Annotated in this window: 17 protein-coding genes; 8 read left to right on the forward strand and 9 right to left on the reverse strand. The window is 64.5% G+C overall.

Translation table 11 applies throughout. The features are described from left to right. Positions 1 to 441 (forward strand): type II 3-dehydroquinate dehydratase, encoded by a 441-nt coding sequence (gene aroQ, locus ACIP1G_RS28920; RefSeq protein WP_400743344.1) that lies wholly within the window; start codon positions 1 to 3, stop codon positions 439 to 441. Positions 442 to 646: 205 nt separating this feature from the next. Beyond that, positions 647 to 2062 (forward strand): MFS transporter, encoded by a 1416-nt coding sequence (locus tag ACIP1G_RS28925; RefSeq protein ID WP_400743347.1) that lies wholly within the window; start codon positions 647 to 649, stop codon positions 2060 to 2062. A gap of 158 nt (positions 2063 to 2220) precedes the next feature. Here ACIP1G_RS28925 and ACIP1G_RS28930 read toward each other — a convergent pair whose 3' ends face one another. Further along, on the reverse strand, positions 2221 to 2991 hold the full coding sequence (locus ACIP1G_RS28930; protein ID WP_400743349.1) for a LysR family transcriptional regulator: 771 nt from the start codon (positions 2989 to 2991) through the stop codon (positions 2221 to 2223). Between the two features lie 122 nt (positions 2992 to 3113). On the opposite strand from ACIP1G_RS28930, the gene ACIP1G_RS28935 reads away from it, so the two are divergent. Then, entirely contained in the window at positions 3114 to 3845 is a 732-nt protein-coding gene (locus ACIP1G_RS28935; RefSeq protein WP_400743352.1) for an SDR family oxidoreductase, read from the forward strand. A 60-nt stretch (positions 3846 to 3905) separates the two neighbouring features. Here ACIP1G_RS28935 and ACIP1G_RS28940 read toward each other — a convergent pair whose 3' ends face one another. The 4 genes from ACIP1G_RS28940 to ACIP1G_RS28955 all read right to left on the reverse strand — a co-directional run bounded on the left by ACIP1G_RS28940 (position 3906) and on the right by ACIP1G_RS28955 (position 9877). Beyond that, positions 3906 to 5264 carry an 8-oxoguanine deaminase gene (locus tag ACIP1G_RS28940; protein WP_400743353.1) on the reverse strand — a complete coding sequence of 453 codons (1359 nt, stop codon included), beginning with the start codon at positions 5262 to 5264 and terminating at the stop codon, positions 3906 to 3908. Positions 5265 to 5640: 376 nt separating this feature from the next. After that, the gene (locus ACIP1G_RS28945) at positions 5641 to 7221 is read right to left on the reverse strand and encodes an aldehyde dehydrogenase (NADP(+)) (RefSeq protein ID WP_400743356.1); all 1581 of its coding nucleotides are present in this window, start codon (positions 7219 to 7221) and stop codon (positions 5641 to 5643) included. Between the two features lie 110 nt (positions 7222 to 7331). Continuing rightward, entirely contained in the window at positions 7332 to 8276 is a 945-nt protein-coding gene (locus ACIP1G_RS28950; RefSeq protein ID WP_400743359.1) for a LysR family transcriptional regulator, read from the reverse strand. Between the two features lie 197 nt (positions 8277 to 8473). Next, on the reverse strand, positions 8474 to 9877 hold the full coding sequence (locus ACIP1G_RS28955; protein WP_400743362.1) for an APC family permease: 1404 nt from the start codon (positions 9875 to 9877) through the stop codon (positions 8474 to 8476). Between the two features lie 282 nt (positions 9878 to 10159). Between ACIP1G_RS28955 and ACIP1G_RS28960 the strand changes: the two genes are divergently transcribed. The 4 genes from ACIP1G_RS28960 (at position 10160) to ACIP1G_RS28975 (ending at position 17462) form a co-directional block, all read left to right on the forward strand. After that, the gene (locus ACIP1G_RS28960; RefSeq protein ID WP_400743365.1) at positions 10160 to 11002 is read left to right on the forward strand and encodes a helix-turn-helix transcriptional regulator; all 843 of its coding nucleotides are present in this window, start codon (positions 10160 to 10162) and stop codon (positions 11000 to 11002) included. Positions 11003 to 11044: 42 nt separating this feature from the next. Next, positions 11045 to 12427 carry an aspartate aminotransferase family protein gene (locus ACIP1G_RS28965; RefSeq protein ID WP_400743367.1) on the forward strand — a complete coding sequence of 461 codons (1383 nt, stop codon included), beginning with the start codon at positions 11045 to 11047 and terminating at the stop codon, positions 12425 to 12427. Between the two features lie 166 nt (positions 12428 to 12593). Continuing rightward, positions 12594 to 14087 (forward strand): aldehyde dehydrogenase, encoded by a 1494-nt coding sequence (locus tag ACIP1G_RS28970; RefSeq protein ID WP_400743370.1) that lies wholly within the window; start codon positions 12594 to 12596, stop codon positions 14085 to 14087. Positions 14088 to 14576: 489 nt separating this feature from the next. Continuing rightward, positions 14577 to 17462 (forward strand): HD domain-containing phosphohydrolase, encoded by a 2886-nt coding sequence (locus ACIP1G_RS28975; RefSeq protein WP_400743387.1) that lies wholly within the window; start codon positions 14577 to 14579, stop codon positions 17460 to 17462. A 3-nt stretch (positions 17463 to 17465) separates the two neighbouring features. Here ACIP1G_RS28975 and ACIP1G_RS28980 read toward each other — a convergent pair whose 3' ends face one another. The 4 genes from ACIP1G_RS28980 to ACIP1G_RS28995 all read right to left on the reverse strand — a co-directional run bounded on the left by ACIP1G_RS28980 (position 17466) and on the right by ACIP1G_RS28995 (position 22905). After that, positions 17466 to 19256: a sigma-54-dependent Fis family transcriptional regulator gene (locus tag ACIP1G_RS28980; protein ID WP_400743373.1), complete on the reverse strand. Its 1791-nt coding sequence runs from the start codon at positions 19254 to 19256 to the stop codon at positions 17466 to 17468. 85 nt (positions 19257 to 19341) lie between these two features. Next, the gene (locus ACIP1G_RS28985; RefSeq protein WP_400743376.1) at positions 19342 to 20232 is read right to left on the reverse strand and encodes a transporter; all 891 of its coding nucleotides are present in this window, start codon (positions 20230 to 20232) and stop codon (positions 19342 to 19344) included. A gap of 60 nt (positions 20233 to 20292) precedes the next feature. Further along, on the reverse strand, positions 20293 to 21417 hold the full coding sequence (locus ACIP1G_RS28990; RefSeq protein ID WP_400743379.1) for an NAD(P)-dependent alcohol dehydrogenase: 1125 nt from the start codon (positions 21415 to 21417) through the stop codon (positions 20293 to 20295). Positions 21418 to 21435: 18 nt separating this feature from the next. After that, a complete protein-coding gene (locus ACIP1G_RS28995) occupies positions 21436 to 22905 on the reverse strand; it encodes a benzaldehyde dehydrogenase (protein WP_400743382.1) in 1470 nt (489 codons plus the stop codon). Positions 22906 to 23645: 740 nt separating this feature from the next. On the opposite strand from ACIP1G_RS28995, the gene ACIP1G_RS29000 reads away from it, so the two are divergent. Then, positions 23646 to 23909: a DUF3077 domain-containing protein gene (locus ACIP1G_RS29000; RefSeq protein ID WP_400743385.1), complete on the forward strand. Its 264-nt coding sequence runs from the start codon at positions 23646 to 23648 to the stop codon at positions 23907 to 23909. Positions 23910 to 24105: the final 196 nt, after the last annotated feature.

Consider the following 24105-nt stretch of genomic DNA (forward strand, 5'->3'; position numbering starts at 1 on the left):
ATGGTTGCCAATGTGCTGATGTTGCACGGTATCAACCACAACATGTTCGGCAAGCGCGACCCGCGCCAGTACGGCACGGCAACCCTGGCCGACATCGACCAGGCGTTGCAGGCGCTGGGTGAGGAGTTGGGAGTGCGGGTGGAGAGCTTCCAGAGCAACTTCGAAGGCGCCCTGTGCGAGCGCATCCATCAGGCCTACGAGGAGCGTGTGGATGCGGTGCTGATCAATGCCGGGGCGTGGACGCACTACAGCTACGGCATTCGTGATGCATTGGCCATTCTTGAGGTGCCGGTGGTTGAAGTGCATATGTCGAACATCCATGCTAGAGAGCCGTTCCGCCACCATTCGGTGTTTGCCGAGGTAGTGCGCGGGCAGATCTGCGGGTTTGGTGTCGAGACCTACCTGCTGGCGCTGCGTGCGGCTTTGAAGATGATCCGATAGCTCGCGTTGTATGGCACCGGCATTGCCGGTGTTCGCGGGTGAACCCGCTCCCACAGGGTTAAGCGGTTTGCCTGAAGACCACTAACAACCCGGCGCGGTCCCTTTGTAGGGGCGGGTTCACCCGCGAACACCGGCGAAGCCGGTGCCATGCCACTGAGAGCTTGGTTCTTCAGCATCCCATAACCAACCAGAAGGACCTGTAACCTTGGCCAACCCGGCAGCTAACCACACCTCCCGCCAAGCCACCTGCATCGCCTTGCTGGTCGCCATCACCTTCTTCATGGAAAACCTCGACGCCACCGTCATCGCCACGGCGCTGCCACAAATGGCCAGTGACTTCGGCGAGAACGCCGTCAGCCTGAACATCGGCATCAGTGCCTACCTGCTGGCGGTGGCGGTGTTCATCCCGCTCAGTGGCTGGGTCGCCGACCGCTTTGGCCCCAGGCAGGTATTCGCCGGGGCCATTGGCCTGTTCACCGTGGCCTCGTTGCTGTGCGGCATGGCGCCCACCCTGGAAACCTTCGTCGCCGCACGGGTGCTGCAGGGCATTGGCGGTGCCCTGATGGTGCCGGTGGGGCGGTTGGTAGTGTTGCGCACCACCGAGAAAAAAGACCTGGTGAAGATGCTGGCGGTAATCACCTGGCCTGGCCTGGTGGCGCCGGTACTGGGCCCACCGCTAGGCGGCCTGATCGTCACCCATTGGTCGTGGCCGTGGATTTTTTACCTGAACATTCCGCTCGGCCTGCTGGCCATTGCGGCTGCGTGGCTGCTGATTCCGTACGCGCGCGCAGAAGAAAAGCGCCGCTTTGACACGCTGGGGTTCGTGTATCTGGCATCGGCTTGCGCGGCCTGGCTGGTCGGCCTGGAAATGCTCGGCTCGCTGGCCGGCGGCAGCCTGGGCGCCGGGCTGGCGCTGGTGTCGCTGGGTGCGCTGTTGACCTGGTTGGCGAGCCGCCATTGCCAGCGCCATGCTGCACCGTTGCTGCCATTGGCTACCTTGGGCATTGGCACGTTCAGAGCCAGCATCGTCGGTGGCACCTTGTTCCGCCTGTCGATCAGCGCCTTGCCATTCCTGATCCCGTTGTTGCTGCAAATCGGTTTCGGCCTGTCGCCGGTGGATGCCGGGCTGCTGGTGCTGGCGATCTTCGCGGGTAACCTGGCCATGAAACCGTTCACCACCGGCCTGCTGCGCCGTTATGGTTTCCGCCGTGTGTTGCTGGTCAATGGCCTGATTGGCGTTGCCTGCATCCTGGCGTGCCTGGGGTTGCAGCAGGGCATGCCGTGGTACTGGATGGCGCTGGTGCTGTTCGTCGGCGGGCTGTCGCGTTCGATGCAGTTCACTACCTACAACGCTGTCGGTTTTTCCGAAGTGCCGAAGCAGGAGATGGGCGAGGCGTCGACGCTGTTCAGCATGTTCTTCCAGCTGGCGATGGCCTTGGGCGTGGCGGTGGTGGCGCTGTTGCTGCGGGTGGCGATGATGGTGCGCGGGGGCGAGGGCGGGATGACGGTGGGTGACTTCCATTGGGCGTTGCTTGGCGTTGCGTTGATTGCCTGCGTTGCGTTGGTGGATGCCATCCGCTTGCCCAGCAATGCCGGGGAGCAAGTCCTGCGCAGTTTATAGCTGTAGCGCGGTCTATGTAGGAGCGGCCTTGTGTCGCGATAGGGGCGCGCAGCGGCCCCGGATTTTCGCGGTTTCTCATGCTTCGCCGGGGCTGCTTTGCAGCCCTATCGCGACACAAGGCCGCTCCTACAAGGGATCGCGTCAGGCCTGTGAGGGCTCTACTGCAATGCATCGCGCAACTGAATGACCCCATCAAGCGCCAGCGCCTGGGCCGAGTAACACAGGCCGATGCGCCGGCGCAGGTCCAGTTGTGGCATCGGCTCACTGCGCACACCACCATGCTCTGCCGCCAGCGACTCCGGCACGATGGCCATGCCCAGCCCGGCGGCCACCATCACCAGGGCCAGGGCAAAGGTTTCGGCTTCTGCCACCGGGCTGGCGCTGTAGAACGGCAGCAGGCGCTGATGGCTGGGCTGCGCCGGGCAGGTAACCCACTGCTCGGCAGCGCCTGCCTGGGCCGCAGTGGCCAGCACGAACGCGTCGCTGTGCAACGGCAGGAACAACTCATCCTCACAGCGCAGTTCTTCGCTAGCCAACCGCACCGCGCCCTGGCAGCCGGTCACCAGTTGCAGGCGCACCGAGGGCTGGATGGCTGCCGCCGCCAGTACTACCTTGGCCAGCACCGCCGCACTTACATCCTGCTCTACACCAATCTGCAACGGCGTACGTTCACGGTCGCCCTTGAAGCGGCCGAGCAGGCGGTTGGCGTCGGCGACCATGCGCTGCGCCTCGGGGTACAGCGCGCGGGCATCCTCGGTCACCTCGACGCCGCGGGCCTGGCGCACGAACAACGTGGTGCCCAACGCCTCCTCCAGCGCCTTGATACTGCCGGAAAGGGCCGGTTGGCTAAGGTGTATCGAACGCGCGGCGGCAGTGATGTTGCGCTCTTCGAACACTGCGATGAAGGCGCGAAGCTGGCGATAGTCCATGGGGTACCCATAAGTGATGCCGATGGCTGCGAAAAGAATTTCCCATTTTTCGCTACAAAAACCGGCTTCTATACTCGCTCTACTTCTTACCCATAGGCAAATCGGATAACAGGATTGCGAATATGACCAACACCCCTAAACCCCTGGTGGTAATTACCGGTGCCAGCTCCGGCATCGGCCTGGCCACTGCCAAGCTGCTGTCCGGCCGCGGCCATGCGCTGTTGCTGTTGTCCCGTCGCCTGGCGCCGATGCAGCAACTGCAACTGCCAAACACCCTGGCGCTGCCGGTCGATATCACCGACCGCGCGGCGGTACTGGCCGCCGTTGCCGAGGCCGAGGCGCGCTTTGGCCCGGTCGATGCAATCATCAACAATGCCGGGGTCATGCTGCTGGGCAATATCGCCAGCCAGGACCCGGAGCAGTGGGACCGCATGCTCGACGTCAACGTGCGTGGCTTGCTCAATGGCATCCATGCGGTGGCCGGCGGCATGGTCGAGCGCAAGCACGGCACCATCATCAACGTCAGTTCCGTGGCCGGGCGCAAGGCATTCCCCAACCATGTTGCCTATGTTGGCACCAAGTTCGCCGTTACCGGCCTGTCGGAAAACCTGCGTGAAGAACTGTCGCCGAGCAATGTGCGGGTGATCACCATCGAGCCGGGGGCCGTCGATACCGAGCTGCTCAGCCATACCACCGATGAGGCCATCAAGGCCGGCTACAACGACTGGAAGCAGGAGATGGGCGGTGTGCTCACGGCCGAGACCATTGCCGAGACCATCGGCTTTGCCTATGGCCAGCCGCAGTCGGTGTGCATTCGAGAGATCGTGGTGTGTGCTACCCGCCAGCAGGCGTAATCGGGGCTGCAAAGCAGCCCCATTGGCCTTGAATGTTTGCGGCGCAGTGGCCTGGGTAGATCAGGCGCCGCTGACCAGCTGGTGGGCCAGCTGGTTGTGGCGCTCCAGCACGCGCGGCAGGTCGACGGTGGCCAGCTGGCCGTCCTTCACCACCACACGGCCGTTGATCACGCTGGTGTGCACCTGGGTCGGGGTGCAGAACACCAGTGCGGCCAGCGGGTCGTGGTGGCCGCCGGCATAGGCCACATGGCCGAGGTCGAAGGCGACGAAGTCGGCGGCCATGCCCGGGGCCAGGGCGCCGATATCGTTGCGGTTGAGTACCTTGGCACCGCCGAGGGTGGCGATTTCCAGCGCTTCGCGCGCGGTCATGGCGTCGGGGCCGAAGCCTACCCGTTGCAGCAGTAGGGCCTGGCGCACTTCACCGATCATGCTGGCGCCGTCGTTGGACGCCGAACCGTCCACCCCCAGGCCGACCGGTACGCCGTGGTCGCGCATCTTGCGCACAGGGGCAATGCCGGAGGCCAGGCGCATGTTCGAGCAGGGGCAGTGGGCGACACCGGTGCCGGTGCGGGCGAACAGCTCGATGCCGTGCTGGTCGAGCTGCACGCAGTGGGCGTGCCAGACATCGTGGCCGACCCAGCCGAGGTCTTCGGCGTATTCGGCGGGGGTCATGCCGAACTTCTCGCGGCTGTAGGCGATGTCGTTGACGTTCTCGGCCAGGTGGGTGTGCAGCGACACCCCGTACTGGCGCGCCAGCACGGCGGCTTCGCGCATCAGGTCGCGGCTGACCGAAAACGGCGAGCAGGGCGCCACCACGATGCGGCGCATCGAGCCGTGGCTGGCGTCGTGGTAGTCCTCGATCAGGCGTTGCGATTCCTTGAGGATGTCAGCTTCCTTTTCCACCACCGAATCAGGCGGCAGGCCGCCCTGGCTCTGGCCCACGCTCATGCTGCCGCGTGCGGCGTGGAAGCGCATGCCGATCTCGGCGGCGGCATGGATGCTGTCGTCGAGCTTGCAGCCGTTGGGGTAGATGTACAGGTGGTCGCTGGAGGTGGTGCAGCCGGACAGGATCAGTTCGGCCATGGCGGTCTGGGTCGACACCGCGATCATCTCGGGGGTCAGGCGTGCCCAGATCGGGTACAGGTTGGTCAGCCAGTTGAACAGCTCGCCGTCCTGGGCTGCCGGTACCACACGGGTTAGGCTCTGGTACATGTGGTGGTGGGTGTTGACCAGGCCTGGAATGACCACTTTACCGGCCATGTCCAGCACCACGTCGGCGTGCTGCGGCAGGGTATCGCTGGGGCCGACCTGCTTGATCAGGTTGTCTTCGATGTACAGGCCACCGTTCTTGATCTCACGGCGTTCGCCGTCCATGGTGACCAGAAGTGCGGCGTTTTTTACCAGTAAAGTCTTGGGCATGGGTAATCCTCCCCGTTGGGGCTGGTTTCAGCTTGGCTGTAGATAGATTAGCGGCGCTCGGGGGCGTGTGAGCCGGGGCGCAACAGCAGCGGGGAGGTGTAGCAGCAAGGGTGTTGCAGAGGGTGCCCGAGGGATTCGAGCATGCATGGGAGTAGCATTGGCTTGTGCCTGTCGCAATACGCAGCGGCGTTTGCCGATGTCGTAGGCGTGCGACAGTGTAAACAGAGTTTTTTTAAGTTGTATACAAGAACTTGGTCGGGACCTGTGGGGCAATCGGTGTATGGCACCGGCTGTGCCGGTGTTCGCGGGTAAACCCGCTCCCTGTAGGAGCGGGTTTACCCGCGAAGAGGCCGGTTCAGGCTACCTCAATGTCCGATCAAACCGCCTCACGGCTGCTCACACCATCCACCAACCGGGCAATCCCCAGCGGGTTGGCGCTTTTCAGGGCATCCGGCAGCAATGCATCCGGGTAGTTCTGGAAGCACACCGGGCGCAGGAAACGGTCGATGGCCAGGGTACCGACCGAAGTACCACGGGCATCGGAAGTAGCCGGGTAAGGCCCGCCGTGCACCATCGCATCGCTCACTTCTACGCCAGTCGGGTAGCCGTTCAGCAGCAGGCGCCCGGCCTTGCGTTCCAGCAGCGGCACCAGGTTGGCAAAGGCGCGCAGGTCGTCCGGTTCGGCAATCAGGGTAGCGGTCAGCTGGCCCTGCAGGTGGCGAATGGCCTCGGCCAGCTGCAGGGCGTCGTCCACTTCCACCACCACGGTGGTTGGGCCGAACACTTCTTCCTGCAGCAGCGGGTCGCCGTTGAGCAGCAGGCTTACATCGGCCTTGAACAGCTGCGGGCGGGCCTGGTTGCCGGCCTGTGGCTGGCCGGCCAGGTGCTGGATGCCCGGGTGCGCCAGCAAGTGCTGCACGCCGTTTTCATAACTGCGCAGGGTGCCGGCATTGAGCATGGTTTGCGGGCCCTGGTCGGCCATGCGCGCCACCAGCGTGTGCAGGAAACGCTCAAATTGTGGCGACTTGATGCCCACCACCAGGCCCGGATTGGTGCAGAACTGCCCGCAACCCAGCACCACCGAGGCGGCCAGCTCGGCAGCCACTTGCTCGCCACGGGCTTGCAGCGCCTGGGGCAGCACGATCACCGGGTTGATGCTGCTCATTTCGGCAAACACAGGAATCGGCTGCGGGCGCGCCGCAGCCATGTCGCACAGGTCGCGGCCGCCACGCAGCGAACCGGTGAAACCGACCGCCTGGATGGCCGGGTGCTTGACCAGCGCCTCGCCTACGCCAGCGCCGTAGATCAGGTTGAACACACCCGCGGGCATGCCGCTGCTGGCTACCGCACGGTCGATTGCCGCAGCCACGTGGGCGGCAGTGAGCATGTGCCCGCTGTGGGCCTTGAACACGACCGGGCAGCCGGCTGCCAGCGCCGAGGCGGTGTCACCGCCTGCGGTGGAGAAGGCCAGCGGGAAGTTGCTGGCACCGAACACCGCCACCGGGCCCACGCCGATCTGGTATTGGCGCAGGTCCGGGCGCGGCAGTGGGGTGCGCTCGGGCAGGGCACGGTCGATGCGTGCACCGAGGAAGTCGCCACGGCGCACCACTTCGGCAAACAGGCGCAGCTGGTTGCTGGTGCGTGCACGCTCACCACGGATGCGGGCTTCTGGCAGGGCGGTTTCGCGGCACACGTGCTGCACGAAGTCATCGCCCAGGGCGTCCAGCTCGTTGGCGATGGCGTCGAGGAAGGTGGCGCGTTGGGCCGGGCTGGTGCTGCGGTAGGCCGGGTAGGCCGCTTCGGCGGCCATTACGGCGGCTTCGACTTCGTCGCCGGTCGCCTGGTGGAAGGCATACGGCAGTGGCTCGCCGGTCTGGGCGTCGACACTATTCAGCAGCACTTCACCCTGGCCGCTGAGCTGGCCGGCGATGTGGTTCAGGCGGTGTTCGATGGACATTTCGTCTCCAGTAGGCAATGACAGTCGTTGCCGGGAATGTAGAGGGCGAAATGAACGCTGAATAATGATTAATCTGGATCAGGTGATAACAGCCTGTTATCGCATTGGCATCACGGGTTTCGTCGGGCATACAGCGCCAGCAGGGTTTCGCTGAACATCGCTGCGGCAGGTGGCAGCGGGTCGTCCTTGCGGGTAATGATGCCGAAGTCCAGCGCCGCCACCGCGAACGCGCAGTCGAGCTGGCACAGGGCGTGGGTGTCCAGGTGCGGCTGCACCATTGGCGCCGGCAGCATGGCAACAGCCGGGCCGGACTGCAGCAGCTGCAGGAAGGTTGGCATGGAGATGGTGTCGACGGTGTTGTCGGGCAGGGGGATGCCATGTTCGTGGAAGGCCTGCTCGATGCGCGCGCGGATCGGCGTACCGCTAGGGTAGAGGATCCACGGCCAGCGGCTGAGCTCTGCCGGGGCAATGGCACGGGCGGCCGCCAGCGGGTGACGCGGGTTGACCACCAGCACGAACGGCTCCGGGCCCAATGAGCGGAAGTCGAACAGCTGGCGGTAATGGTCCTCGGTGAAGCGCCCGATCATCAGGTCGATTTCCTTGCGCTTGAGCATTTGCAGCAAGTTGTCGCTGGTCTGCTCGACCACCTCGATCGACAGCAGCGGGCGCTGTTCCTTGGTGAGGGTGATGGCCTCGGGCAGCACATTGAAGGTGGCCGCGAAGATGGTACCGACCTTCAGGTAGCCGTGGCCGCCTTTGCGCAGCTTGTTGATCTGGGCGACGAAGTTCCTGGTGTCGTTGAGGGTAACCTGGGCGTAGCGCGCCACCTGCTCGCCCAGTTCGGTAGGCTTCATGCTGCGCGGCAGGCGCTCGAACAGGGCAAAGCCAAGCATGTCCTCCAGGTCGCGCAGCATCTTGCTCAGCGCCGGCTGGGTGAGCTTCATCTGCTCGGCGGCCACGTGCATGTTCTGGGTGCGGGCGAGGGTGTCGATCAGCACCAGGTGCTTGAGTTTGAGCCAGTTGCAGAACTGCTGGAAGGTGATATCGGCGGTCATCGGGGGGCGGTCTTGTAAGGGGCAGGCCGCACCAGCATGGCGACGTGGGCTGGCTGGCGCAAGCAGCCCCGAAGATTACACCTTCCTGTGTGCGGGTTCACCCGCGAACACCGGCGAGGCCGGTGCCATTCACCGCGTTGCCTGCTTCGCGGGCGCGCCTGCTCCCACAGGGACCGCGCCAGCGTTCAGGTTATAGGTCATTCAGCCATCAGCAATTCCGGCAGCTTCACCCGGAACGCCCGGGTCAGCCCCAGCAGTACCAGCAGGCCCATGCCCATCCAGCATAGGCCAATGGTGAACGACAGGCTGGTCAGGCTGCTCCAAAGCCACAGTGTGCTGAGGAAGCCCAGGCCGGGAATGGCGCCGTACAGCAGGAGGTTGCGGCCGCCACGCAGCTTCTGGTCGACCAGGTAGTGCTTGACCACTGCCAGGTTCACCGCCGAGAAGGCGAACAGTGCGCCAAAGCTGATCATGTTGGCCACGGTGTCGAGGGTGATCACCAGGGCAATCAATGACAGCAGGCTGACCACCAGGATGGCCGTGGCCGGCACGCGCTTTTTCGTCACCAGCTGGCTGAACGCCCGCGGTAGCGCACCGTCGCGGCCCATGGCAAACAGCACCCGCGACACGCTGGCCTGGGACACCATGGCCGAGGCGAAGCAGCCGGCCACGTAGGTGGCGGTGAAGGCGGTTACCAGCAGTTCGCCGCCAACCCGGCGCATCACGTCCACTGAGGCCGAATCCGGGTCGGCGAAGCTGCCCCAGTCGGGGAACACCATTTGCGCGCAGTACGACACCACCAGGAACAGCAAGCCGCCAATCAGCGACACGGCGAGGATCGCCACCGGAATACGGTAAGTCGGGTTGCTGGTTTCCTCGGCCATGGTCGACACCGCATCAAAGCCCAGGAACGACAGGCACAGCACGGCGGCGCCAGTCATGATCAACGGCACGCTGAAACCGTCGTGGTGGAAGGGTGCCAGCAGCGACACCGGCTCTGACTGCCCGTTGAGCTTGAGGATGGACAACGCGACGAAGACGATGATGAACACCAGTTGCGCCACCACCAGGATCCAGTTCACCCGGGTGATCGACTCGATACCAATCAGGTTGAGGAAGGTGACCAGGGCAATGGAGCCTGCCACCCACACCCAGGCATGGATGGCCGGGAAGTATTCCGACATGTAGATGCCGATCAGCAGGTAGCTGAGCAGCGGCAGGAAGATGTAGTCGAGCAGCAGTGTCCAGCCGGTGATGAAGCCGATATGGCTGCCGAAGGCCTTGCGCGTGTAGGTGTAGACCGAGCCGGAGTAGGGGTGGGCCTGGACCATGCGGCCATAGCTGTAGGCGGTCAGCAGCATGGCGGCAAGAGTCAGCAGGTAGGCGGTGGGCAGGTGACCTTTGGTCATCTGGGTGACCAGCCCGTAGGTAGTGAAGACGGCCAGCGGGACCATGTAGGCCAGGCCGAACAGCACCAGGGCGGTCATCCCCATGGACTTGCGCAAGCGTCCGGAGGTGTTGGATTGCGAAGGTGTATGCGGGGCGGGGCTATTTGAAGGGCTATGTGCAGGGCTTTGGGCTGTACTTGTTGTTGTATGCATTGCTAACTCCTGGAAAGGGATGCAGGACACCGCAGCAGGCGAGCAGGCTCGCTACCGGTGGGCGTTGTGCAAGGAGGTCGAGCGAAAGGCTCGCAGCGCTGGGGCGGGTTGATGCTCCCATACCCTGCAGATACCCGGAATCACCCTTTGGGGTGAGCGGGGCGAGGGCTGTACAGGCTCACCCCAAAGGGTGATTTCGGTGTCTGCAGCGCCATGGGAGTATCTGCTCAACAACGCACCGCACTGGCGGCGGTGCCACTTGATTGAAACGGCAGGCCCACAGTGACTAATCAATTGTTTACAGAACAGTGGTTCGAGCACCTGGCCAAGGTCACCGAGGCCATCGGCCGGCCGGGCTTTGCCGCCACCCTGTTTGCTGCACTGGACGTGATCCGGCCGATCCAGGCGACCACGGTGTACCTGTACCCGCACGACGGCATGCCTTGTGCGCTGTTCGAGCAGGACGACAAGGCACCTTGGCAGCCCGAGGGCAACGTAAGCCGCTACCTGTCGGGCTTTTACCTGCTCGACCCGTTCTACGGTGCCTGCGTGGAGCAGGTCGAGTCCGGTTGCTACGGCCTGTTCGAGGTGGCGCCCGACCATTTCGAGGTCAGCGAGTACTACCAGTCGTTCTACCGGCACTCGCACCTGGAGGATGAGCTCAACTACATCCTGCAGGTGGCCCCTGGGCAGAGCCTGGCGGTGTCGCTGGCCTTCACCGACAAGCTCGATGGGCAAACCCGCGAGCTGTTCGGCCGCATCACGCCTTGGGTGCTGGCGGTGCTCAGCAAGCACTTCGCCGGGCTGGACAGCCGCGCCGGGCGCTTCGAGAACATCCTCGAACAACGCATCCACGCCGCGCTGAACAACTTTGGCAGCTCGCTGCTGACCGAGCGTGAATGCCGTATCGCCCAGCTGATCTTGCGTGGCCATTCCACCAAGTCGCTGGCCGAGCGCCTGGGGGTGTCGGAAGACACCATCAAATCGCACCGCAAGAACGTCTACGCCAAGCTCGACATCGGCACCCAGTCCGAGCTGTTTTCCTTGTTCATCGACGCGCTGGCCAATGCCCAGGGCGTGCTGGGCAAGGACCCGCTGGAAAGCTACATGGGCAAGCTGCGCTGAACGCCAGCCACCCTGCAACCCCACCGCAAAGGAAAACCAACAATGAATGCGCCTTTCGCCCCGCAACGCCAGACCCGTGACTACCAGGCAGCCGATGCCGCGCACCACATCCATGCCTTCCTCGACCAGAAGGCGCTGAACGCCGAAGGGCCGCGAGTGATCGTCGGTGGCGAACGCCTGCACCTGTGGGACAGCGAGGGCAAGCGCTACCTGGACGGCATGTCGGGCCTGTGGTGCACCCAGCTGGGTTATGGCCGCCGCGACCTGACCGCGGCCGCCGCCGCGCAGATGGACCAGCTGGCCTACTACAACATGTTTTTCCACACCACCCACCCGGCGGTGATCGAGCTGTCCGAACTGCTGTTCAGCCTGCTGCCGGGGCACTACAGCCACGCGATCTACACCAACTCCGGCTCCGAAGCCAACGAGGTGCTGATCCGTACCGTGCGTCGCTATTGGCAGGTGGTCGGCCAGCCGAGCAAGAAGATCATGATCGGCCGCTGGAATGGTTACCACGGCTCGACCCTGGCAGCCACGGCACTGGGCGGCATGAAGTTCATGCACGAGATGGGCGGGCTGATCCCGGATGTGGCGCACATTGACGAGCCGTACTGGTACGCCGAGGGTGGCGAGCTGACCCCGGCAGAGTTCGGCCGCCGCTGCGCCTTGCAGCTGGAGGAGAAGATTCTCGAACTGGGTGCCGAGAACGTTGCCGGCTTTATCGCAGAACCGTTCCAGGGTGCGGGCGGCATGATCTTCCCGCCGGAAAGCTACTGGCCGGAAATCCAGCGCATCTGCCGCCAGTACGACGTGCTGCTGTGTGCCGATGAAGTGATTGGTGGCTTTGGCCGCACCGGCGAGTGGTTTGCCCATGAGTACTTCGGCTTCGAACCCGACACCTTGTCGATCGCCAAGGGCCTGACCAGCGGCTACGTGCCCATGGGTGGCCTGGTGCTGAGCAAGCGCATTGCCGAGGCACTGGTGGAGCGTGGCGGGGTGTTTGCCCACGGCCTGACCTATTCCGGCCACCCGGTGGCGGCGGCAGTTGCCATCGCCAACCTCAAGGCGCTGCGTGACGAAGGCATTGTGCTCCAGGTGAAGGACGACACCGGGCCGTACTTGCAGCGCATCCTGCGCGAGGTGTTTGCCGACCACCCGTTGATTGGCCAGGTACAGGGTGCCGGGCTGGTGGCGGCGTTGCAGTTCGCCGAGCACAAGCCGTCGCGCAAGCGCTTTGCCAACGAGAACGACCTGGCCTGGCAGTGCCGCACCTTTGGTTTCGAGGAAGGGGTGATCATTCGCTCGACCTTGGGGCGGATGATCATGGCGCCGGCCTTGATCGCCAACCACAGCGAGCTGGATGAGCTGGTGGAGAAGACCCGCATTGCCGTGGACCGCACCGCGCGCCTGGTCGGCAAACTGTAAACCCCTCACAAGCGCAATACAGCCCCTGTGGGAGCGGGTTCACCCGCGAACACCGGCGAAGCCGGTGCCATGCACCGAGTTGCATTCTTCGCGGGTGAACCCGCTCCCACAGGCATCGTGTAGCCCGCTAGATAAAGATCTGCTCCAACAGTCACCAGGAGTACAAATGTACACCCTCGAATTCTGGCAACAACGCGCTGCGGACCTGTACCTCCCGGCCAACGCGCTGATCGACGGCAAACCCGTCAACGCCCAGGGCGGCGCCACCTTCGCCGCCATCAACCCCGCCACCAACAACGTTCTTGCACAGGTCACCGCCTGCGGCCAGGCCGAGGTCGACCTGGCCGTCGCCAGCGCCCGCCGGGCCTTCGAGCAAGGCCCGTGGCCGCGCATGGCCCCGGGTGAGCGCAAGAAGGTGCTGCTGCGCCTGGCCGAGCTGATCATGGCCCATCGCGAAGAACTGGCCCTGCTGGATTCGCTGAACATGGGCAAACCGGTCATGGACGCCTACAACATCGACGTGCCAGGCTCGGCGCATGTGTTCGCCTGGTACGGCGAGGCGCTGGACAAGCTGTATGACCAGGTAGCGCCCACCGCAGCCAATGCGCTGGCTACCATCACCCGGGAAGCCCTCGGCGTGGTCGCCGCCGTGGTGCCGTGGAACTTCCCCCTCGACATGGCCGCCTGGAAGCTGGCCCCGGCGCTGGCTGCCGGCAACAGCGTGGTGCTCAAGCCTGCCGAGCAATCACCGTTCTCGGCCCTGCGCCTGGCCCAGTTGGCGCTGGAAGCGGGTTTGCCGGAAGGCGTGCTGAACGTGGTGCCGGGCCTGGGCGAGCAGGCCGGGCAGGCGCTGGGCTTGCACCCGGATGTCGACTGCCTGGTGTTTACCGGTTCCACCCAGGTGGGCAAGTACTTCATGCAGTACTCGGCGCAGTCCAACCTCAAGCAGGTGTGGCTGGAGTGTGGCGGCAAGAGCCCCAACCTGGTGTTCGAAAACTGCCAGGACCTGGACCTGGCTGCGGAAAAGGCCGCCTTCGGCATTTTCTTCAACCAGGGCGAGGTGTGCTCGGCCAACTCGCGGCTGTATGTGCAGCGCTCCATTCATGACGAATTCATCGAGCGCCTGCAGGCCAAGGCCCGCCAGTGGTTGCCTGGCAACCCGCTGGACCCGGCAAGCCGTGCCGGTGCCATCGTCGATGCCGAGCAGACCGGGCGCATCGAAGCGGCCATTGCGCGTGCCGGGCAGGAAGGTGCGCGGTTGGTGTGCGGTGGCCGGCGCCTGAACATCGAAGGTTCTGACAATTACATCGAACCGACCATTTTCGCGAGCGTTGATGGGCGCATGAGCCTGGCGCGGGAGGAGGTGTTCGGGCCAGTGCTGGCGGTCAGCGCTTTCGACACTGAAGAGCAGGCTGTGCGCCTGGCCAATGACAGCATCTATGGCCTGGCGGCCTCGGTGTGGAGCGATGACTTCAACCAGGTGCATCGGGTAGCGCGGGCGTTGAAGGCCGGCACGGTGTCGGTCAATACGGTCGATGCGCTGGATGTGACGGTGCCGTTTGGTGGGGGCAAGCAGTCGGGGTTTGGCCGCGACTTGTCGTTGCATTCGTTTGACAAGTATTCGCAGCTCAAGACTACCTGGTACCAGTTGCGTGGGTGAGTGCCTGGCTTAGCATTTGCTGCGCCTGTGAGATCGAGTGCCGCAGGTGTTCACCGAAACATTTTCAGCGCCTGTGAGATCGAGCGCCGCCCGCGCGGCGCTTCGCGGCTAAAGCCGCTCCTACGTTTGTTTCGGGCCAGTATCACCTGTGCCAGACACGCGCGACCGCCTTGTTTGTACGACGCGATATCGAGGCGTGCGCCAAGGCGTTCGCGCGCAAATCCCACAGGAATAATTGGCCCGAAACAAACGTAGGAGCGGCTTTAGCCGCGAAGCGCCGCGCGGGCGGCGCTCGATCTCACAGGCGCTGCAAATGTTTCGGTGAACACCTGCGGCGCTCGATCTCACAGGCGCTGCAAATCTACCGGCAGGCACCTACCAACCCCACCCCCATGTTAATTTTTCCACCCCCCCGGCAAAACCCCCACCCGCCCTCTACACTGCTGCGGATATCAGCCAAGGCAATGTGCCATGCATGGAGTACCTGGGATGGGCTACGTGTCGAATGGTCGTGCTGCTGGCAGCGCCGGGCGTGGCATTTCAATACAATGGCTGATGGCGCTGGCCATCGTGCTGGGTATGCTGCTGCTCGGCGCGGCCCTGGCCTGGCAGGGCTATCGCGGCATTCGCCAGACCTTGGTGGCTGCAGCGGGCGATTCCGCCCAGCAAATTGGCAAGACCATCGACGAGCGTGCCCGGCGCTTGCTCGACCCGGCACACAGCAGTATCCGCCTGCTCGCCTTCAACCCGACCGCGCAAAGCCTGGAGCAGCGCCTGGAAAGGCTGCCGCAACTGGTCGAGGCGATGGACGCCAACCGCATGCTCAGTGCCGCCTACATGGGTTACCCCAACGGTGAGTTCCTGCTGGTGCGTCGCTTGCGTGACCCACAATTGCTGCAGCGGTTCGCTGCACCGCCGGGCACGGCGTTCCTGGTGCAGAGCGTCAGCCGTGAGGGCGGTACGGTACAGGGCGAATGGCGCTTCTACGACCGGGCGCTGAACCTGTTGCAGGCCCAGGCCAAGCCCGAGTACCGCTACGATCCGCGCATGCGCCCGTGGTTCGCCGAAGCCAGTGCACAAGCCACCACCGTGCTGACCCGCCCCTATGTGTTCTTTACCACCCGCGAAATCGGCGTGACCATGGCGCAACGCAGCGTTGACGGCGGGGCGGTGATCGGCATCGACGTCTCGGTCAATGACCTCGCCAGCGAGACCCAGGACCTGCGCATGACCCCCGGCACCGAGATTGTCGTGGTCGATGATCAGGGCACCGTAGTGGCCTACCCGGACCTGCAGCGGGCGATCGTGCATGAAGGGCAGGCCGTGCGCCTGTCACGTGTCGCCGAACTGGGCATTCCCAGCCTTGAGCATCTGTACGCGTCCCCGCCGCAAGGCACTCAGCCACAGCCCTATCAGGTGGACGGTCAGACCTGGTATGGCACTCGGCTACAGCTGACCAGCCTGGCCGGGCATGACTTGCAGGTATTGATTGCCGTGCCAGGCCACGAGTTGTTGGCGGGGGCGCGCACTGTATTGTTCGAGCAGTTGCTCTGGACCGTGGCGTTGATAGCGGTGCTGGTGGTGCTCGGCGGGGTGCTCGGCCGGCGCATCGGCCGCCCGCTGCGCTTGCTGGCCGAGCAGGTGCAAGGCTTGGCCGGCTTCGATTTCAGCCGTGAAGTAGGCGTGCAGTCACGGGTGACCGAAGTACGCGAGTTGAGCCGCGTGCTCAGCCGCATGTCTGGCACCATCCGCAGCTTCCAGGCGATTACCCTTGCGCTCAGCCGCGAGCGCGACTTGGAGCGTATGCTGGACGGTGTGCTGACCCACCTGGTGGAGGCCGCCGGGGTCAACGCGGGTGTGGTGTACCTGTTCGATGCCGAATATGGGTTGCTGCGCCTGGCCGCCGCTTGCCGTGGCGAGCAATACCCAGGCGAGCTGGCCGTGGACGAAGATGCCCAGCACAACCTGGCCGCTGCGGTAACCCAAGCCCTTGGCCTGCACCAGCGCAGCCTGGCCGTGGTGCTGAATGACCGTAGCCAGGCGCTGTTGGGCATCCTGGTCCTGCAACGGGACGACGAGCAGGCGCACGAGCAGGTCGGCCAACCGTTCCGGCGCTTTGTCGAAGAGTTGTCCGGGGTGGCAGCGGTGGCCATCGAAACCCGTCAGCTGGCTGAAGCCCAACAACGCCTGCTGGACGCCATGATCAAGCTGCTGGCCGACGCCATCGATGCCAAGAGCCCTTATACCGGCGGCCACTGCGAGCGGGTGCCGCAGCTGGCGCAAATGCTGCTGGACCAGGCAGTGGCGGCCGACAGCGGCCCATATGCCAGCTTCAGCATGACCGAGGCCGAGCGCTACGAATTTCGCGTGGCGGCCTGGCTGCATGATTGCGGCAAGGTCACCAGCCCTGAGTATGTGGTGGACAAGGCGACCAAGCTGGAAACCTTGTACAACCGCATCCACGAAGTGCGCATGCGTTTCGAAGTGCTGTGGCGCGATGCCGAGCTGGCCTACTGGCAAGGCCTGGCCAGCGGTGGCGACCCGCAAGCGCTGCAAGCCAGCCTGGCGCGCAGCCAGGCGCAGCTGCAGGACGACTTCGCCTTCGTCGCCCAGGCCAACATCGGCGGTGAGTTCATGCAGGACGCCGACATCGAGCGCCTGCAGCAAGTTGGCCAGCAGCGCTGGCAGCGTCATTTCGATAACCGCCTGGGCATCTCGCGGGATGAAGCGGAACGCTTTGCCGGCGTGGCGCAGCCGGCATTGCCAGTCGTCGAACCGCTGCTGGCCGACCGCCCTGAGCATCGCGTGCCCTGGGGGGCACGCAAGCCGCCGGTGGCCAAGGACGACCCTCGCAACACCTGGGGGTTTGACATGCGCCTGCCAGCCCACGCCGGCAACTTTGGCGAGTTGTACAACCTGTCGATCCGCCGCGGCACGCTGAATGACGAGGAACGCTTCAAGATCAACGAACACATCGTGCATACCATCATCATGCTCAGCTCGCTGCCGTTCCCGCGCCAGCTCAAGCGGGTTGCGGATATTGCCGGCAACCACCACGAGAAAATGGACGGCAGCGGTTACCCGCGCCGGCTGGGCCAGCACGACCTGGGCATCGCCGAGCGGGTGATGGCGATTGCCGACATCTTCGAGGCGCTGACGGCGGCCGACCGCCCCTACAAGGCGCCGAAGAGCTTGTCCGAGTCGGTGAAAATCCTGGTGTTCATGGCCCGCGACGGGCACATTGACGGGCAACTGCTGCAGCTGTTCCTGAGCAGTGGGGTGTACCACCAATATGCCGAGCGCTTCCTGCGCGCCGAGCAGATCGACGAGGTGGATGTAGCCTACTGGCTGGGGCAGATCCACTGCCCGGCCTGAGCATTACTGTTTGCCCAGGCGTTTGTACAAGGTAGTGCGCGAGATACCCAGCTCCTTGGCGGCGGCGCTGACATTGCCGTCATGGGCCAGCAGCACGCGCTCGATCACGTCCTGGGTGGCGGCGGCAAGGTTGCGTGAAGTCGCCACTGCTTGGCCTTGCAGATTGTCGGGCAGGTGCGGCGCGCCGATGCACGGCTCGCCAGCAGCCAGTACCCCGACCAGGCGTGCCACATTCTCCAGTTGCCGCAGGTTGCCTGGCCAGTGGTAAGCCTGCAGCAGGCGCCTGGCCTCGGCCGCCAGCGGTGGGAAACCCGGGCGCTGGAAAAACGAATCGATCAGCTGCGCTTTGTCCAGCCGTTGCTCAAGGGTGGGCAGGGCGACGCGCAGGCCGTCCAGGCGGTAGAACAGGTCTTCGCGAAAGCCACCGCTGCTCACCAGGGCGGCAAGGTCCTTGTGCGTGGCCGCGATGATGTGCGCCTTCACAGCTACCGTGGTGGTGCTGCCAACGCGGGTGATCTGCCGCTCTTGCAGGGCCCGCAGCAGCCGGCTTTGCAGGGCCAGCGGCATGTCACCGATCTCGTCGAGCAGCAGAATGCCGTCGCCTGCGGCTTCCAGCAGGCCCATGGCGCCGCCTTTGCGGGCACCGGTGAAACTGCCTTCGGTGTAGCCGAACAGTTCGGCTTCGATCAGGCTCTCGGGCAGGGCCGCGCAGTTGATCGCAACGAACGGGGCATCCGGGCAGCAGTGTTCATGCAGCGCTTTGGCAAACACTTCTTTGCCCGAGCCGGTAGGCCCGGTGATCAGCACGGGCAGGTGTCCGGCCACGGCCTTGCAGGCATCCGCGAAACGCGCGTTGACGCGCCGGTCGCTGCCCAGCGACGTGCGGCTGGCGCGCAGCGGCCGCGGCTTGGCCTCAGGGCGCGCCAACAGCCTGCCGTACAGGCGTGAGCCATCGGCCAGTGCCAGCAACTGCGCAGAACCGTCGAGGCCATTGTGGCCGGGGCGGTCGAACAAGTGCTCCAGGGTCAGCCCTTCAGGGCGGTAGCTGGGCACACCGAGCAATTGTTGCGCGGCGCGGTTGGCGGCGTACACCGTGCCATCGTCCTGTACAGCCAGCAGCGCCTGCAGCGGCGAGCCGAGCAGCCTGGGGTCGTGTTGCAGCTCCAGGATGCGGCAGTTCGGCAAGCCGAGGAAGAAGTTGTTTTCGGTGGCCAGCGCTGCATGCTTGAGGCGTTCGAGCATGGTGCCGGCATTGCGCGTGCCGATGCCGGTCAGGTCCAGCGCCCCAAGCAGTTCGCCATTCACCCCGCGCAACGGCACGCTGACGCAGAAAAACTGGGCAAACTCCTGCAGGTAATGCTGGTTGCCGGCGACGATCGCCGGCAGGCCGTCCATCAATGTGCAGGCTGGGGCGGTGGTGCCAACGTCCACCTCGCTGACCCGGCGCCCGGCGTGCAGCGCCGACAGCGGGCTGTCGATGCCCGCCGGCTTGCGGGTTTGCACAATGCGGTTGTCCGGGTTGACGCAAAACAGCATCCAGTGCGAATCGCCGATCAACTCCCACAGGCGCTCCAGCTCTGGCTGCACACACGCGGCCAAGTGGCTGTCGGCCTCGGTCAGCGGCAGTACATCCAGCTGCCCTCGCGCCAGGCGTGGCTGCCAGGGGCTCAACCCGGCAGCCCGCGAGCGCTCCCACGAACGCGCGATGGGTTCGGGCAACAACCCGGCCGGCAACGGCAGGCCTTCGGCAAACTGTTGGCGGGCGCTGTGCAACTGGTGCTGTAGGCGATCCATGGGTACACCTTGTGATGTGGGTCTGCACGCTACTGACTGCGCACGTTGCGCCGCTGCCAGCAGCGCGTCAAGGCTGGCGGGGCAATCAGAACAGCAGCAGCGCCCGCAAGTTGACCCCGGTGTCTTCCTGGAAGCCACCGACCACGCGGGTGTCGTGGGTCAGCTGGCCGCTCAGCTGCAAGCTGTTGCCGAGCATTTGCTGGAACTCCAGGCGCACTTGCTGCACCTCGGTCTTTTGCCCGGTGTAATCGCCTGACAGGTGCTGCTTGCCGCCTTCGCTGGCGGAGAAGCCCAAGGCCAGGCGCTGGGCCGGGTTGAAGTCATAACGCAGGTTGGTTTGAAGTTGATAGGTCGGGTCCTGGCGTAAGGTCTGGCTGCCGCTGCCGGCCTTGTCGTTGCTGCCATAGACCACCGCATCGGCATACCACTCCATCGACCAGCGCCCCCATAGCGGTTCTACCCAGCCCAGTTGCAGGTCGCCTTTCCAGCGGTTTTCGCCCAGGTTCACGCCGGCGTCGCGATCGTACTGGCCCCACGGCAGGTACAGCAGCGGGGTAATGCCGAAGTAGCGGCCGCTGGCGCCGACGCCCGGCTGGTTAACCAGCCAGAAAGTGGCGCCGATGATCGGGTCAGCCATGCCGCTGTTGCTGCCCAGCGACTGCCCGCCAACCTTCACGTCGTAGACATGGCCAAAGGGCAGGAGTATTTGCGGGTCGACGGTGATGCCAGCGATTTCGGTGAAGTGGATCAAGCGCAGGATGCTGATGTTGGAGCGCAGGCTGGTAGCGTGCTTGGCGTCAGGCGCGCCGTCGCCATTGAAACGGTCGGCACGGCTGAATTGCTGGTACCAGGCGGCGACGTTGGTGCCCGGTGGCAGCGCGGTGTAGTCACCGGCATTCACGTCCACGGCCAGGGCCTTGGCCGAAACCAGCGCGCAGGCCAGCGTGCCCCAGGCAAGGCTGGAGAGTCTTGTCATGACAGGGTTTCCGTTGTTCTTGTTATAGGGCGGGGGCAGCGCGCGGCTGCCCCCTGGGGGTTACTTCTGGATGCGAATGATCGGCTTGAGGGTCAGGCCTTTTTCGCTGTCTTCGGCGGCCTGGTTGATCTGCTCGAAATCGTAGAAGCGCACCAGCTTGTCGAAGGCGAAACGGCCTTGCAGGTACAGGTTGACCAGCTCTGGGATGAACTTCTTCGGCACGCTGTCACCCTCGACGATGCCACGGATCACTTTGCCGCCCAGCAGCAGGTCGTTGACGTCGAACTGCGCGGTGGTGCCCAGCGGCGGTGCGCCGACCACCCCCAGTGCGCCCCGGCTGCCAAGGGCATCCACGGCCTGGCGCAGTACTTCCGGGCGCCCGGTGGATTCCAGGGCGAACTGCACGCCGCCGCCGGTGATTTCGCGGATGGCGGCCACCGGGTCGGCCTCGCGGCTGTTGACCACGTGAGTGGCGCCCAGCTCCAGTGCCAGTGCCAGGCGTGACGGCACTACATCGACCGCGATGATGGTCGCAGCGCCGGCCACTTGCGCGGCCAGCACGGCGGAAAGGCCTACCGCGCCACCGCCAAAGGCGGCAAAGGCGCTGCCTGGGGTGACTTTCAGCGAGTTGATCACCGCGCCGGCGCCGGTCTGGATACCGCAGCCCAGTGGGCCGAGCAGCTCGATGGGTGCTTCCTTGGGCACGCGCACGGTGTTGTTCTCGCGCCCCAGCGCGTAGCTGGCGAAGGACGACTGGGCGAAGAAGTGGTCATTCAGGGCCTCGCCCTTTTCGTCCTGCAGGGCGTGTTGCCCCTCGGGGCTTGCGCCACTGAAATTGCGCCCGAAGAAGTCCTGGCAGTAGGCCGCGTGGCCCGCGTCGCAGGCCAGGCAGTGGCCGCAGTGGCCGTAAGTCATCACCACGTGGTCGCCCACGGCCAGGTTCTGTACCAGCGGGCCGACCGCCTCGACGATGCCCGAACCTTCGTGCCCCAGTACTGCCGGCAGCGGCACCGGGTAATACTGGTCGCGCACGATCATGTCGGTATGGCACATGCCGGTGGCGACGATGCGCACCAGCACCTCGTCGCCTTGCGGGGCGCGAATGCGCGCCTGCTCCAGCACGAAGGGGGCGCCTTTGCCACGGGTGACGGCAGCTTGAATGGGGCGCAAGAGGGGTGTTGTCATTGTTATTGTTCTCCGGGGTTACAGGGGGTAGGCAGGTGCTTCGCCCTTGAGGGTCAGCCATTGCCATTGGGTGAACTCTTCCCAGTTGGCAGCACCACCGATGCTGGTGCCGTTGCCGGACGCGCCGACGCCGCCAAACGGGTTGATGACCTCGTCGTTGACGGTCTGGTCGTTGATGTGCAGCAGCCCGGTGCGCAGCTGCTCGCCCAGGCGCAAGGCGCGGCCGGTATCGCGCGACAGGATCGCGGCGCTCAGGCCGTAGTCGGTGTCGTTGGCCAGCTCAACCGCTTGCTCGTCGCTGTCGAACGGCACCACCACGGCCACGGGGCCGAAGATTTCTTCGTGGAATGCCGGGTTGTCGCGTTGCACGTCACTGAGCACGGTTGGCTGGAAGAACAGCCCATCCGCCGAACCACCGGTCGCCAGCGTTGCCCCTGCAGCGTGTGCAGCCTCGACGATACGCAAGGCGTTGTCGCGCTGGGCTGCGTTGATCAGCGGGCCCAGGTGCACCTGGCTGCTGGCCGGGTCGCCTACGGTAAGGCTGCGTGCCTTGGCCACCAGGCGCTCGACGAAGGCGGCATAGATGCCCCGTTGTACCAGCAGGCGACCGGTCGACATGCAGATCTGCCCCTGGTGCAGGTAGACGCCCCAGGTGGCGTTGGCGATGGCCAGGTCCAGGTCGGCATCGTCGAGGATGATCAGCGAGTTCTTGCCGCCAAGTTCCAGCGAGACCTTTTTCAGGTGGCGGCCTGCGGCCTCGCCAACCTTGCGGCCGGCGGCGGTGGAGCCGGTGAACTGGATCATCGCCACGCTGGGTGAAGCGGTGAGCGCCGCGCCGGCTTCTGCGCCACCCGGCAGCACATGCAACACGCCGGCTGGCAAACCGGCCAGCTCGAAGATCCGGGCAATCACATGGCCACCGCATACCGCGGTGCGTGGGTCGGGCTTGAGCACCACCGCATTGCCCGTGGCCAGTGCCGGGGCAACGGCGCGCATGGCCAGGTACAGCGGGAAGTTGAACGGCGAAATCACCCCGATCACCCCCAGCGGGCGGCGCCGGGCGATGCTCAGGCGGCCGGCCGTGGAGGGCAGGACTTCGCCTTGGCTGCGCGAGGGCAGGGCGCAGGCTTCATGCAGTGACTTGATGGTAATGGAGACTTCGAAGCCAGCCTTGGCCTGGGTCGAGCCGCTTTCGCGCACGATCCAGTCGGCAATATCGGCCTGGGATTGCTCGGCGATGGCTGCCGCCTTGCGCAGGACCTTGGCGCGCTCGTCGTAGGGCAGGGCATACCAGCTGCGCTGGGCCTTGGCGGCCTCGCGGGTGCTTTGTTCCACCTGTTTGGCACCGGCGTTGGCCAGGGTGCCCAGGGATTGGCCGTTGCCGGGGGAGGTGACGGCGGTGGCGGGCAGTTCACCGGGTACCCAGGTACCGGTGAACAGCCGCTCATTCCAGAGTTCGTTGGGCAGTAAGGTATTCACGCGAAGCATCCTGTGTGTTGTTGTGTTCACGGATGCTTGTTGCAGGGGATGTGCCAATACGGCGCGGGTGGCAAATACCGGGCTTTGGGCCGTTGCACTGTCCAGAAGCTGAACATTGGCCTGCTATTGCGGTGTGCAATATCTGGACAGTTCAGTGTGCTGCACCGGGCAAAAAATCAGATTTAACCCCTTCCTTGTAGGCCATTTCCCAAAGATACTCTCGCCGCCTGTTTTCCGTTGCGGCCGTTTTGGCAGCGCTCTAGTCTCGGTGGGTCGCTGCATATCAGCGATCGGCTTTGACAGGCCGCGACGAGATACTGCGCATGGCTTTGCCCTTCATGGTGGCTGTGCATGGGGCACGTTCGCGTGCGCCGGTTCTGGTATCCGCCGGTCTGTCAACCTATGCACAGCTGCCACCTACCTGTTTGACAGCAAGTCGGTAGCGGTCTCAAAAATGGATACCAAAGCATGCTGAAAGTTGTTCCCGATCCACCCCATAACACCCATTCCCTTGAAGACACCCTGATCCAGGCCACCGATTACGCATTGTGCGCGGCGACCGTGGTGCATCCGAGCCCAGGACTTTGCACTGAGGCTTGAGGGATGTGTTGTCTGGGCTGGCCTGTTCGCGGGTAAACCCGCTCCTACAACGGTCATCGCATGCCAGGGCCTGCGGTGGTCCTTGTAGGAGCGGGTTTACCCGCGAAGAGGCCAGCCCAGGCACTAGAGAATTTTCAGGGGATTGAACAATGACAACAGAAGACACCCAATTCACCGTCGGCAAGACCGTGTTCTACCAAGGTGAAAACGGCACCCGCCCGCTGTTTCGCATCGAGCCCGGCATCCCGTGCAGGGACGCCCGCGAGCAGTCTTCGGAATTGATGGGCTATGTTCGCGAATTGACCATTACTGGATTGATGGATGAAAAGCCGATGATGATCTGGGCTGCGCACTACCTGGGCGCGATGGCCAAGGCGTTGATGGATGATGCCGAGCTGGGGATGAAGCAGTGAGGGCTTGGCTTTGGGTAGTGTGAAGGCCTCCAGGTGTTCGCCGCAGCAGTTGCATCGCCTGTGAGACCGAGCGCCGCCCGCGCGGCGCTTCGCGGCTAAAGCCGCTCCTACGTTTGTTTCGGGCCAGTATTGCCTGTGCCAGACGCGCGCGACCGCCTTGTTTGTACGACGCGATATCGAGGCGTGCGCCAAGGCG

It is taken from the genome of Pseudomonas sp. NPDC089392, from assembly GCF_044749595.1.
Classification (GTDB): Bacteria; Pseudomonadota; Gammaproteobacteria; order Pseudomonadales; family Pseudomonadaceae; genus Aquipseudomonas.

Bases quoted from the DNA above. Each gene is read 5' to 3' on its own strand.
- aroQ (WP_400743344.1), top strand. From the start codon at position 1: ATGGTTGCCAATGTGCTGATGTTGCACGGTATCAACCACAACATGTTC.
- ACIP1G_RS28930 (WP_400743349.1), bottom strand. From the start codon at position 2,991: ATGGACTATCGCCAGCTTCGCGCCTTCATCGCAGTGTTCGAAGAGCGC.
- ACIP1G_RS28935 (WP_400743352.1), top strand. From the start codon at position 3,114: ATGACCAACACCCCTAAACCCCTGGTGGTAATTACCGGTGCCAGCTCC.
- ACIP1G_RS28940 (WP_400743353.1), bottom strand. From the start codon at position 5,264: ATGCCCAAGACTTTACTGGTAAAAAACGCCGCACTTCTGGTCACCATG.
- ACIP1G_RS28945 (WP_400743356.1), bottom strand. From the start codon at position 7,221: ATGTCCATCGAACACCGCCTGAACCACATCGCCGGCCAGCTCAGCGGC.
- ACIP1G_RS28950 (WP_400743359.1), bottom strand. From the start codon at position 8,276: ATGACCGCCGATATCACCTTCCAGCAGTTCTGCAACTGGCTCAAACTC.
- ACIP1G_RS28955 (WP_400743362.1), bottom strand. From the start codon at position 9,877: ATGCATACAACAACAAGTACAGCCCAAAGCCCTGCACATAGCCCTTCA.
- ACIP1G_RS28965 (WP_400743367.1), top strand. From the start codon at position 11,045: ATGAATGCGCCTTTCGCCCCGCAACGCCAGACCCGTGACTACCAGGCA.
- ACIP1G_RS28970 (WP_400743370.1), top strand. From the start codon at position 12,594: ATGTACACCCTCGAATTCTGGCAACAACGCGCTGCGGACCTGTACCTC.
- ACIP1G_RS28975 (WP_400743387.1), top strand. From the start codon at position 14,577: ATGGGCTACGTGTCGAATGGTCGTGCTGCTGGCAGCGCCGGGCGTGGC.
- ACIP1G_RS28980 (WP_400743373.1), bottom strand. From the start codon at position 19,256: ATGGATCGCCTACAGCACCAGTTGCACAGCGCCCGCCAACAGTTTGCC.
- ACIP1G_RS28985 (WP_400743376.1), bottom strand. From the start codon at position 20,232: ATGACAAGACTCTCCAGCCTTGCCTGGGGCACGCTGGCCTGCGCGCTG.
- ACIP1G_RS28990 (WP_400743379.1), bottom strand. From the start codon at position 21,417: ATGACAACACCCCTCTTGCGCCCCATTCAAGCTGCCGTCACCCGTGGC.
- ACIP1G_RS28995 (WP_400743382.1), bottom strand. From the start codon at position 22,905: ATGCTTCGCGTGAATACCTTACTGCCCAACGAACTCTGGAATGAGCGG.
- ACIP1G_RS29000 (WP_400743385.1), top strand. From the start codon at position 23,646: ATGACAACAGAAGACACCCAATTCACCGTCGGCAAGACCGTGTTCTAC.